Origin of the sequence: Vibrio methylphosphonaticus (genome assembly GCF_023634655.1) — a bacterium.
Lineage (GTDB): Bacteria > Pseudomonadota > Gammaproteobacteria > Enterobacterales > Vibrionaceae > Vibrio > Vibrio methylphosphonaticus.
The window spans coordinates 379,505-391,711 of record NZ_JAMKMS010000002.1 but is presented as its reverse complement, the minus strand read 5'-3'; the positions used below and the strand labels follow the sequence as shown (position 1 = coordinate 391,711).

10 protein-coding genes and 1 riboswitch are annotated in these 12,207 nt (G+C 44.3%); of the genes, 4 read left to right on the top strand and 6 right to left on the bottom strand.

The window, feature by feature from the left end; genetic code table 11:
• Positions 1 to 67: 67 nt before the first annotated feature.
• The 3 genes from M9196_RS04065 to M9196_RS04055 all read right to left on the bottom strand — a co-directional run bounded on the left by M9196_RS04065 (position 68) and on the right by M9196_RS04055 (position 2,652).
• On the bottom strand, positions 68 to 364 hold the full coding sequence (locus tag M9196_RS04065) for a hypothetical protein (protein ID WP_250616245.1): 297 nt from the start codon (positions 362 to 364) through the stop codon (positions 68 to 70).
• A 324-nt stretch (positions 365 to 688) separates the two neighbouring features.
• Positions 689 to 1,156, bottom strand: a complete 468-nt coding sequence (locus M9196_RS04060) for a DUF2850 domain-containing protein (RefSeq protein WP_250616244.1) — start codon at positions 1,154 to 1,156, stop codon at positions 689 to 691.
• A gap of 176 nt (positions 1,157 to 1,332) precedes the next feature.
• Complete coding sequence (locus M9196_RS04055) at positions 1,333 to 2,652, bottom strand: ABC1 kinase family protein (RefSeq protein ID WP_250616243.1); 1,320 nt, start codon at positions 2,650 to 2,652, stop codon at positions 1,333 to 1,335.
• A 158-nt stretch (positions 2,653 to 2,810) separates the two neighbouring features.
• On the opposite strand from M9196_RS04055, the gene ppnP reads away from it, so the two are divergent.
• Positions 2,811 to 3,092, top strand: coding sequence for a pyrimidine/purine nucleoside phosphorylase (ppnP, locus tag M9196_RS04050; RefSeq protein ID WP_250616242.1), 282 nt, complete (start codon positions 2,811 to 2,813; stop codon positions 3,090 to 3,092).
• 181 nt (positions 3,093 to 3,273) lie between these two features.
• Here ppnP and M9196_RS04045 read toward each other — a convergent pair whose 3' ends face one another.
• A complete protein-coding gene (locus tag M9196_RS04045) occupies positions 3,274 to 4,122 on the bottom strand; it encodes a pirin family protein (protein WP_250616241.1) in 849 nt (282 codons plus the stop codon).
• Positions 4,123 to 4,337: 215 nt separating this feature from the next.
• Positions 4,338 to 4,437: riboswitch (purine riboswitch) on the top strand.
• A gap of 196 nt (positions 4,438 to 4,633) precedes the next feature.
• Between M9196_RS04045 and M9196_RS04040 the strand changes: the two genes are divergently transcribed.
• Together M9196_RS04040 and mepA are read left to right on the top strand one after the other, a co-directional pair.
• Positions 4,634 to 5,641, top strand: coding sequence for an adenosine deaminase (locus tag M9196_RS04040; RefSeq protein ID WP_250616240.1), 1,008 nt, complete (start codon positions 4,634 to 4,636; stop codon positions 5,639 to 5,641).
• A 487-nt stretch (positions 5,642 to 6,128) separates the two neighbouring features.
• Complete coding sequence (mepA, locus tag M9196_RS04035; RefSeq protein WP_250616239.1) at positions 6,129 to 6,974, top strand: penicillin-insensitive murein endopeptidase; 846 nt, start codon at positions 6,129 to 6,131, stop codon at positions 6,972 to 6,974.
• A gap of 108 nt (positions 6,975 to 7,082) precedes the next feature.
• Here mepA and M9196_RS04030 read toward each other — a convergent pair whose 3' ends face one another.
• Positions 7,083 to 7,427 carry a helix-turn-helix domain-containing protein gene (locus M9196_RS04030; protein WP_250616238.1) on the bottom strand — a complete coding sequence of 115 codons (345 nt, stop codon included), beginning with the start codon at positions 7,425 to 7,427 and terminating at the stop codon, positions 7,083 to 7,085.
• A 723-nt stretch (positions 7,428 to 8,150) separates the two neighbouring features.
• Between M9196_RS04030 and M9196_RS04025 the strand changes: the two genes are divergently transcribed.
• Positions 8,151 to 9,122, top strand: a complete 972-nt coding sequence (locus M9196_RS04025) for a GGDEF domain-containing protein (protein ID WP_250616237.1) — start codon at positions 8,151 to 8,153, stop codon at positions 9,120 to 9,122.
• Between the two features lie 128 nt (positions 9,123 to 9,250).
• Here M9196_RS04025 and M9196_RS04020 read toward each other — a convergent pair whose 3' ends face one another.
• A complete protein-coding gene (locus tag M9196_RS04020; RefSeq protein ID WP_250616236.1) occupies positions 9,251 to 12,190 on the bottom strand; it encodes an FAD-binding and (Fe-S)-binding domain-containing protein in 2,940 nt (979 codons plus the stop codon).
• Between the last annotated feature and the right edge of the window lie 17 nt (positions 12,191 to 12,207).

Below are 12,207 nucleotides of genomic sequence, written 5' to 3'. Positions count from 1 at the left end.
TTCCAAGGCATGCTGCTCATACACGGTGTGGGTCGAAAAACTCAACTTTTCGTTATTGGCCATCAGGCTACAAATCGCGCATCAATGTTTCTAGTTCATCATTAGCACGTAAAATTAATGCATTTAACTCGTGGGCATCCTGGCAATGTAAAGGGATATTCCAGAGTTGGTTGCTGTGTTCGTCAACACCTTGAACATGAGTCACGGAGCCAGCATGCTTGAACGTCACTTGCTCAAATTCTGAATCATGGTGTTCTTTTAATTCAACAATATCAATATCTAAATGTCCAATAGGATTGATATCGATATTGACGTGGTGACCGTTGGATTCAGGAAGTAAAAAATTCCGATGTGTTTTTATCATGTTCTTCTCCTTGGTTGCATGTATCTAAGGGAAGCCCATCATGACAAGTTATTGCCTCAACGTTTGTTGATTAGATATTGCCGTTACGCTTCCAGTGTGGTGCTTATTTGCTAACACGCTTAGTAAAAGTGTAGGAGAGAAACAGCGGAGAAATATGAAATTGCTATGAGCGTTGATTTATATCAACAGTATTATCCATTTCCATTTCACAAAGAGCAAGTGCGCGTCGACAGGTAATCGACGCTTTAATTTATTTTTAATCACTCAACAATTATTTTTCGTCACACAACAATAATTTTCGTCACACAACAATATAGCTTGAGTTTAGTTGGTGGTGAAATGCTCACTTAATGCGGAACGACGGTTTTGCCCTGGGCTATAGCCATCCATTGGCACGGTGTGTTCAAACCCTTGTAATATGAATCGTTGAGGAGGCAATGCAGGGGTAATGCGACGTAATTGTGGGGAGCGGGGGGTGCCTACTTTTTCGTAAACCCAGTTGCCACTGCCGGTCTTTAATTTCACAATGCGCCCATCAAATTCATATTGAGTGGCGATAAGGCGGTGGTTTCGCTGTACGCCGTGAGAGGCAAACGTGAGTATTTCAGTGCTTTGTTTTGGTGCGCCGATTTCGATCCAATTGCCATAGACTTGTGCTGGAGAGATGTGCTTTTGATGGCTGTTATAAAAGGCAAAACCCAACCCTGATGCTAGCGCGACCGAGACCAACAAAATGATGATGAGTGTTAAGCTATCATTTGTCTTTGTATGCCTTCCTCTACGTGATGCCATTCACTGCTCCTTATGTGGCCATTAATAAAATATCGACCCGCTTCTTATAAAATATCGACTCGCTTCGCCATTACTTGAGCTTACGTTGACCTATCCATCAATAGTAGATTTAGATTGTAACACTTAATCCTTTTGTGACAGAGGTTTATGCGCATTGTCATCTAAGTATTAAATGTTTACTTAGTATTCAGGCGATAGGATTCAAACAGTGAATGGACATCTACTTTTGCATTAAGTCGAGCCGCGAGCAGATAAAGCCCACCTATTTTGCGGTGTAAGAACAACGCATCTGCTGGGGGAGTATGCCAATAGCCTTTTTCCATACTTAAAATAGTGCCTGCTTGGCTAAGGCGCTGTGGCAAATTGCTGTTACCAAAGTGATAGGTACCTTGTTGCTTCAACGGTTCACAAGCGAGTCTAACAAGATCAAAAATAGCGGATTTTTGATCATCAAGAATATCTTGATTAAAAAAGCCAATTTGAGCCAAAGCGTAGTCAAGAGCATCATCGTCTTCGTCTAAAATGGCGGAGAAAGCGCGTCGATAGCCATTACTGATATTCTCGTCATAACGACGGGTCGCGCCAAAATCCAGCAATACGACTTTCTGCTGGTCGGAGTCGTATAGGAAATTAGCAAAATTAGGGTCAGTTTGAACCAGTTTAAAATCGAAAATTTCTTTAAACAGTAGATCCAGTAACAGGTGAACGACTCGGTCCCGCGTTGTTTGGGGGGCGTCGGTTAATGACTCAATCGGCTCACCATTGACGAATGTCATCGCCAATACGTTATCAGTAGTGAGCTCAGTGATGACTGAAGGCAAAATGAAGTTATTATTGCCATCGAGGTAGTGATGATATTGACTCAGTAACGAAGCTTCAAGAAGGTAGTCAGCTTCGGCATGTAACTGTACTTTTGCTTCTTCTAATAGACCTCGGTAATTCACTCCTTTAGGAATTAATCCTACGACGTTGAGTAAGGTACCGACGTTATCGACATCACTGTCGATGCTCTTTTTAATACCGGGATATTGCACTTTGATAGCCAGTTTTGTTCCATCTTCAATATGGGCTTGATGCACTTGTCCAATGGAGGCGCTAGCGATTGGCTTGAAGTTGAATTCGATAAAGTGCTGCTTCCAATCGACGCCGAGTTCTTGAGTTAACACCGTGGCGAGTTGCTTTGAAGGCATCGGCGCAGCATCGGAACGAAGTCTCGCGAGTATCTCCGCAAGTTCAGGGCTGATTAAATCCCCTGCATCCATGGACATCAATTGTCCGACTTTCATCGCGGCGCCTCGCAAATGAGCAAGCTGATCCGCGACACGCTTTACGTTACTGGGGGTGAGTAACAACTCTTTAGCAGTCGGTCTTTTGCCTTGAGAAAGTTGTTTCGCGCCTTCCGTCACCATCGCGCCCGTCACGCGAGTCGCTAAAGAAGCAAGCTTACCAAACCGTGATACGCGATTGGTGGGCACTTTACTTTCATACTTCGACATAAGAATTCTCCGTTGCTTGAATTATTATTTGAGCGAACGAACACCCAAGACTACCTTGTTATACCAATTGAACCGCGTTATTGATCAATAACTTGTTTTACGTCAAATAGTGCGGTAAAACCATGTTTTTATGTTAGATAATTAAACAGGGAAGTCCCATGATAAAAGAAAATACCTATTTTGATGGTGGTGTTAAATCGCTTGGTTTTACTCAAGCTGACGGTGATAGCAGTGTTGGCGTCATGGCTGTGGGTAGTTACACCTTCGGAACGGCAGCGCCGGAAAAAATGAGTGTGGTGAAAGGCGCGTTAACGATTAAACGCAGCACCGATGCTGACTGGGTGACGTTTAACGCTGGCGAGAGCTTTGATGTTGAAGGTGACTCAAGTTTTGATGTAAAAGTTGAAACATCAACCGCGTATTTGTGTGAATACTTGTAACCTAGCTCTGCACTAACCTTGCTTCTTTACTAATGTTAGTGCTTTATTGATTAAACGATCATGGTGAGTTGAATACGCATCAGAAGTGATCGTTTGATTAATAAATGACGCATCGGCAAGTTGTCGATGCGTGACACATTAGCAGTGAATATCGTGTCCAAGTGTTTTTCCCGATGCCTAGTTAGTACGTTTCAAACAGCCCGGCATTGTAATCATCGATCGCCTGCTGAATCTCTTCTTTGCTGTTCATGACAAATGGCCCGTAGTGAACGATTGGCTCGTCAATGGGCTCACCTGAGAAAATTAACATACCCGATTCGCCAGTCGCGCTAAGTTTCAACAAATCCCCCTTTGATAACAGTGCTAACTCGCCTTGCTGCAACATCTTTCCTTCAATACTTGCCTGTCCGAGATACACATAGACCATGGCATTGTGGTTGGCATCGAGTCGTAATTTAATACGCTGGTCGTGAGTGGTTTGCCAGTCTGCAACCATCAATGGCACCCCGGTTTTTTGCAACGGACCAGCAGCTATGGCGTCATTAAGCCCTAACTCACCAGCAATAATACGAATTGAGCCCATGTCTTCATTGGTTCGTTGTGTGATGGTTTCTGGCTGATAGTCATGGTACTGAGCCGGTATCATTTTGTTGTTTGCTGGCTGGTTTATCCATATTTGGAAACCGTGCAATGCGCCTTCTTCCATAATCGGCATTTCACTATGAATCACACCTTGACCCGCTGCCATCCATTGCGCGCCTCCAGATCGTAATTCACCCACGTTTCCCATATGATCTCGATGTTGAAAGTGCCCTTGACGCATGTAGGTGAGGGTTTCAATCCCTCGGTGCGGGTGTGGAGGAAAACCACCAATGTAGTCTTTTTTGTCGTCGGAACGGAGTTCATCAATCATCAAGAACGGCGAAAACGCTTGATTATCAAAGCCGTGTACACGACGAATTTTTACGCCATCACCATCAGAAGTGGCATGGGAAGGAATAATGTGTTGAACATTTCGATAAACAGTCATAATGAATCTCCTTGGTTTGGAATCACTATAGAACTCAAGTGGCGTAGGTTGCAGGGGAAGGAAGTGATAATGTCGTTCAAAAAAATTGAAGGATGTTTTTGTCGTGTCCCTGTAATGCGAGATAAGTTGCGCCTATCGACGTCCGCCGTGTGTACTGCAGTATGAGCGGCAATGGTCACGGTAGTATCAATAGTGGTAATCGAACGAGTGATCCGTATAATAGCAACCGTTTGCTTCGTATAACCCCAATAATATGGTTTGGGGGTCTCTACCAGTACCCTGAAAGTGCTGATTACGAAGAGTTAAGATCACAATAGTGTTCTTACTCTTTGTGTTGGTATCGATTCAGGATGTGCTCAATCCTTTCTAGCTTCTAGCTTCTAGCTTCTAGCTTCTAGCTTCTAGCTTCTCGCTTATAGTTGATAAAGCGGTCGCTGAATTTCGAAAAAGTGGCAGATCCATTCCATACTAAGAGTAAGTGCACCCACAACACTAATTATAAAGGTGGAATATGAACGCATTTATTCAAGGTCTTCCAAAGGTAGAGCTGCATTTACATATCGAAGGTTCACTCGAGCCTGAATTACTCTTTACACTGGCTCAACGTAATCACATCGATTTGCCATACTCGTCACCAGAAGCGCTACGTAAAGCCTATGAATTTGACGATCTTCAGTCATTTTTAGATCTCTATTATCAAGGGGCAAATGCGCTGATTACCGAGCAAGACTTTTACGACTTAACTTGGGCTTATTTACAGCGTTGTCATGCGGATAATGTTATTCATACTGAGATATTTTTTGATCCTCAGACACATACCGAGCGCGGGATAGCGTTTGATACCGTGATTAACGGCATTGCTCGTGCGTTGCAAGATGGTCAGCAGAAACTGGCAATTTCATCTCATATTATTATGTGCTTTCTTCGCCATTTGTCAGAAGAGTCAGCGATAAACACCTTAACACTCGCACTTGATCATAAAGATAAGATCATTGGTGTTGGATTAGATTCATCAGAGCAAGGGCATCCTCCGAAAAAATTTGAGAATGTTTTTGCTATGGCGAGAAAGGAGGGGTTCTTGACAGTGGCTCACGCCGGAGAAGAAGGACCGGCACAAAATATCGTTGATGCAATAGATATTCTTGGAGTGAGTCGTGTCGATCACGGGGTTCGCTGTGTTGACAGCCCAGAGTTATTAGATTCGCTTATTGAGAGCCAGATGCCACTCACCGTCTGCCCGCTATCGAATATTAAATTACGCGTGTTTAATGATATGTCTCAGCACAATATTGTGGAATTACTGCGTAAAGGGGTTGCTGTGACGATTAACTCTGATGATCCGGCTTATTTTGGCGGTTATATGACGGATAATTTTCAAGCGGTGAGTGATGCTCACCCTATGACGCGCAATGAATTGACTCAATTTACGCTTAATGCAATTGACGCCAGTTTTATTGACGCTTCATTGAAACATGAATATCGACGTCGTGTTGAAAGCTATCTTGGTGAGAGCGTTTAAAGGGTATCTCACTTCAAGGTATCTTGTTTCAAGGTATCTTAATGAAGTCGTCATCCCGAAGGTGGCAGCCTAAAAAAGGAATGACGACTTTTCGTTACTTACATCTATGCCTAGATATAAGAAAGATAGTATTAAATGGAAACTGGCTATGACTCAATAAGTTATCGTTGCTTTATGAGTCTTTTGTTAATGAATGTGATTGATTTCAAATTTGATATATTGAATTAATCTGTGTCTTCGAAGCCAGCAAGGTAATGACACGCTATGCTTATAATCGGTGTGGTTGATGAACTGCGCCTACATCTTAAGCACGTTGCCGATTCTTATGACATGCCGTCGTCTTTCTAAATAGAAGTTGGCTTGTGAAATAATAGTTGGCTGGTGAAATAACAGTTGGCTTGTGAAATAACAGTAGGCTTATGAAATAGAATTCGGCTTATGAGATAGAAATAAGCTTATGAGGCTGAGCGGGCACGGAGAAGCAGAAATGATAAAATATGGATTGGTGTTATGTTTGTGCCTGCCATTGTCGTCATTGGCAATGAATCGTTCATGGGAAGAAGTCACGGTGCCCAGCGACGGAGAATCAAACTCGATTGGGAGCTATGCCAACGGCTGTTTGGCTGGAGGTGCTGAGCTTGCACCAGCAGGTACGGGCTATCAAGTGATTCGAACACAACGAAATCGCTACTATGGTCACGCCGACATGATTGACTATCTGACGTCACTTGCGGCTCGTGTTGATGCCTTGGGAATTGGTCGTATCTTAGTCGGTGACATTGCCATGCCTCGTGGTGGGCGTTTTGTCTCTGGCCATGCAAGCCATCAGACTGGATTAGATGCCGATATTTGGTTGCGACTTCCAGCGGCGCCATTGAGTGTTGAACAGCTTTCAACGCCCAAGCCTTATTCGGTGGTTGATCTTAAGAGCTATCGTTTAGAAAAAGAGAAATGGACGGAGAGTCATGCGCTGTTAATTCAAACTGCCGCAGTGGATGAGCGAGTGGCTCGAATTTTTGTGCACCCTCTGATTAAGCAGCAATTATGTGACACGGCTTGGAAGGATCGCTCGTGGCTAAGGAAAGTTCGTCCGTGGTGGGGGCATTATTCCCATTTCCATGTGCGTTTGCATTGCCCTGAGGGCGATAGCCAATGTGTCGCGCAATCGCCACCACCAAAAGGCGATGGGTGTGGGGCAGAACTCGCGTCTTGGAAACCTAATCCATATGTTGCGCCGAAACCCAAAACACCCGTGCTAAAGCTCGCTGATAAACCGAAGAAAAAACCGGCAAAGCCTAAATACCAAGAATGCATCGCGCTACTTAATCAGTAACGACCATCCTATATGCCGTTGCTTGGACTAGGTCCTTAGGGCACATGACGTTAGTCTGTAAAGTAAGCTTCACAAAGCTGAGCCTTAACACGTTGATAGTACGTCTAGTTACTGGACTCGATATTCAACGACGACTTGGTTACCATCAATTCTTACGTTGGTGATTTCACCATCAATCGTCAACTTGGTATTAAACAGGCGCTCGTCGTTCGCGGCAACCCGAACTGAGCCTTTTAGTGAAGGCAGATGATGGTTAGGGTTGATGTGTAATAACTTACAGAACCGATCAATAAAGGGGGCATCTAATGGATGTTGACCGTTTAGGCGATTGGAAAGTTCAACCTGACTAATACTCAAACGTTTAGCGACTTCCATTTGAGTAATGTGCATTTTCGCTTTTTGTGACATCCAAACGCTGTAGAGCGCTTCTGTATCTTGTAGTGTGTAATTCATGATGTGTTTAACCCTGCAAAGTTTAAGAGGACTTGTGCCCCTTTAATTTATGCGCAGTATTTAACCGTAAATAGAGATTATTGATGTCAGTGCTGCGAAAGCTAGGTGAGCGCTAGGTCGGAGCAATGACAATTTATGGCAAAATTGATTCAAGTTGGGATACTCTCCTAATATAGTTAGTTTTGATTTGCCTTAGTTATATAAGTGCTTAGTTTTATATTGTCTAATGTTGTCCTGCGGTCTTCTAGCCTCATCACTGATTCCTATCCTTAAATATTAGTGACTTCACTCACATTTTTTAGTCGCAATAAAGAACCACCAAGTAATTATTCTAATATACATCTTATTAATAACTGAGCTGAATGATTTGTAATTATTCCGAATCACAGAAAAGGTTGGCACATGGATGTGTTTTCTTTAGATATGAGAACGCTAAATTTTATAATGATTCTCTTTAGCTGCATCTATTGCATAGGCTTGTTGCTTTACCAACGCCCGAACGATCTTCATCCTAACAATCTGCATCCTAATAATCAGCACCCCAAAAGTTTAGAACCTAACCGTTTGATTCGTGGTCATTTACGGGCTAACTCCCAGTGCTCAAATAACTCGGTGAAGGGACTTAAGGTGTTTGCTTTGGCTCTTTTAGCCATGGGGACTGGACCGCTATTAATCAGTTTCAGGGGGTTTGTTTCGGAATGGTTTAGTATCGTGGTAGCAAATATGCTGATTACGTTCGCGTTTCAGATGCTTCTGCATGGTTTATGTTCATTTCGGGAGTCTACTTTTCGATATTCCTATGCTTGTATGGCGTTGATCCCAATTGTTTTTGGGTTATTTGTGTATTTTACTTATGTCGAACCATCAATCAGCGCGCGTATCGTTGTGAGTGCAAGCTATCTGGCAATGGTATCATTTTCCTCTGTTAAAGCGCTACTAAGCGGGACTCGACATGATCTTCCGCTAGCGGTGAAAATGATGTCAGGAGCGTATTTCTTGTATGGTTTATTTATGCTGTATCGTGGTTATCACACGATAGTCAGTGCAAGTGTGACTGAATTTATGAGTGCGAGCTTAGTCCATCAGTTAACGTTTTTGTTTAGTATTTTTCTTATTGTTTCTATTAGCTTTTGCATGCTTTGGATGATTAATGCAAGGCAGTTAAACGCGATCAATGAACTCTCTTTTTACGACTCTCTCACTAAAATAAGAAATAGGCGCGCTCTCGATTTATTTGTTCAAGATTTAAATGATAGAAGAGAAAAGACGCCACGCACAATAAGTCTAATTATGCTCGATATCGATCACTTTAAATGTATCAATGATGAATACGGACACGTTGTGGGTGATAGAGTGATTCAAACTGTGTCTGCTGTTTTACGTAATACATTGCCATCCCTTGGTTTGATGTTTCGTTATGGTGGAGACGAAGTAATCATTGTGCTTGATGATCACGATATAAAGGTGACGGAAAATCTTGCAGAGCGGTTACGACAAAAAATTGAACATGCCCCCTACGTTGATAATCTGGAAGTTCAACCGACATGTAGCTTTGGGGTCGCGCAAATCCATACCAATGAAAGTTGGGATAGCGTAGTCCGTCGTGCTGACAAAGCCTTGTATCAAGCGAAAAAAAATGGGAGAAATACAGTTTGTGTTTCCACTATGGCGGAATTGAAGCGAGTCTATGCGTGAACTTTCTCAATTTAGCCGCAATCAAGCTAATGTAGGCATGGTGAGCCCAACACGCATAAACCATGTCTTTTCCCTAAGCGTCCTTCACTACCTCATTAATGGCATATCACTCATGAATGAGCGCATTACTAAAGTTGCGGCTCTGCAGCCTCATCAACCAGATACAATATAGATTGATACGGTATGCCGCTATGATGTGCGAGACCTATTTCGCAGGTAATACTATTGCTAAATCCACGTTGGCAATCGGCGGGGACTTGTTTTTTTAGTGGTGCGACGGCGGCCTCGTTAAGCTCTGGTGTCGTGAAACCCTTGTCTCCTGCCCAACCACAGCATTGAATATGTTCAGGAACAATGACACGGCTCGCACACTGTTGTGCGAGTTTGAGCATGTTTTGTTCTAATCCCATACGACGTGCACTGCACGTGACATGCAACATGACGGATTCGTTGACTGGAACCAATGATAAATGTGGTAATAAATAGCGGCTGACAAAACCGACAGGCTCGGTAATGTTAAGTGGTTTGGTAAACTGCTCGATACTCCGTTTGGCACAGGGGCTCGTATCCATTAATACTGGATATCTTCCTTCTTCGCTTGCTTGCCATAAGCTGGCTTCTAGCTGCGCGGATTTTTGCGTTGCGATGTCAACCATGCCTTTACTGTCGTAAGGCATGCCGCAGCATTGATCTGATAGCGCCTCAGGAAAAATGATATCAAACCCTGCTTTCTCCATGAGTGACAGTGTCACGTCGCTAAGTGAACGCTGATCTTTGGCTTTAGGTTGTGTCCCCATATTTCGACTCGCACAAGATGGAAGGTAGACGACTTTTTTGTCGGTGAGTATGGGGGACGAAGCGCCAGTCGCAGAGGACGCGATAATAGTAGAAGAAGCGTTTAGCGCGGTATTGGAATGTGAATGCTTATTCGCGGTGGGTGTTTCCGCCCACCACACTGGCGTACGATTTTTACTGAGCTTTCTAAGCCCCTGAGCAAGGTTTTCGGCCCTATTGTTGCCCAATAAGTTTGCAGCTAGCGCGCTGCTTTTTAGCCCGAAACGAGCAATGGTTGTGGTGGTGGTAAAGTGATCGGCCGTCCATTTGGCAATGGGTTGAAATTTTTGATAATGCGCCGTTCGCAACTGTTTGACCAATTCCCCAGTATTGATACCGACAGGACAGCGATCGGCGCAGAGACCAGTGGCGGCACAGGTATCTAAACCTTGATACTTAAAGGCTTGTTCAAGCTGCGCATCGCTTTCGTTAGTCGCTGTGGGTGAGGCCTCATGGCTATGATTGTTGGCAGAGGAATTCGCGACGCTACGTCTTCTTTGGATTTCCCGGTACAGCACGATACGCTGACGAGGAGAAAGCGTAAGAGTGCGTGAAGGGCAAACGGGCTCGCAAAATCCACATTCAATACAGCGATCGATAAGATCGTCTGCTGCTGGCATGGGTTTTAGGTTTTCAATATGCGAGTGAGGGTTGTCATTGATGATCACTCCGGGGTTAAGTAAACCGTGAGGATCAAATAAGGCTTTGATCTGCTGCATTAATTGGTAGCCATCTCGACCCCATTCAAGTTCAACGTACGGTGCCATATTACGGCCCGTCCCATGCTCAGCTTTTAGTGAACCTTGATATTTTACCGCCACGAGCTCGGCGACATCATCCATAAACTGGCCATAGCGTTGGATCTCTTTTTCGCTATCAAAACCTTGCGTGAAAACGAAGTGTAAGTTGCCTTCTAGCGCATGGCCAAAAATAATGGCTTCGTTGTATTGGTAGCGGTCAAAGAGCTGCTGAAGATCGCGAACGCCCGCGGCTAAGTTTTCGACAGGAAAGGCAACATCCTCAATGATCACCGTTGTTCCCACTTCTCGGACTGCGCCGACGGCGGGGAACATCCCCTTACGAATCCCCCATAGTGTGGCGACAGTGCTAGGGTCGGTGGTAAAGGGGACCGATTCAATAATAGTAAAGTCGCAGAGTGCGTCCATAACAGCAGCGTTAGAGTGTAGAAGATCAGCGCCATGCGATGCGTGGACTTCAATTAATAACGCGGCAGCTTCCAAATCGAGGTGTTGAATAAAAGCAGGCATGCCAGGTTGATCGGCAACGGATCTAAGTGAGCGGCCGTCCATCATTTCGACGGCGGCGACTGGGGTATCAGCGATAATAGTGACCGCTTGGCTGGCTTCTTCAATACTGGCAAAGGTCAGTAGGGTAGAAGCTTTAAATGGATGCTCGACCACCGTGTTGTACGTGATGTCTGCAATAAATCCTAACGTACCCTCAGAACCTATCATCAGGTGCTCTAAAATTTCGATAGGATCTTGAAAGTCAACCAAGGCATTAAGTGCATAGCCCGTGGTATTTTTTAGACGATATTTATGGGTGATCTTTTCTGATAGCGTGATGTTTTCTTGGGTTTGTTTAGCCAGGGCCTGTAGACCTGTGACAATATCGGAACGCGTTTCTTTGAACCGAGCAATACTATGGCTATCGCTTGTATCTAGAATGGATCCATCGGTAAACACGACTTTCATGCTATCGACGGTTTTGTAAGAATTCTGAGCGGTACCGCAACACATCCCACTGGCATTATTGGCCGCAATACCACCAATTTTACAGGTGTTGATCGACGCTGGATCAGGCCCTATTTTCCTTTGATAGGGCAGTAAATAGCGATTGGCATCTGCCCCAATAACGCCGGGTTGAAGACGAATTTTATTGCCTTCGCTTGTTATTTCATACCCACGCCAATCGTCGGTTAGGGTTATCAACACCGAATCAGAAACGGCCTGTCCCGACAGACTGGTTCCCGCCGCTCTAAAAGTGAAATGAATACTAAGTGTACTGCATTGTTGAATTGCGAAGATGACCTCATCGAGGCTTTTAAGACGTAGGACGATTTTTGGGATCAGGCGATAAAAACTGGCATCGGTGCCATAAGCCAGTCGCTCAGGCTCGCCGGTGATAATTCGTTGCGTAGGGATTTTTTCGGCAAGGATTGTCTGCAGCGTCTGGTAGCGATCTATCGTCGTGTCATGCTTGGGGGTGTTCATTACTATCATCCTTTAAA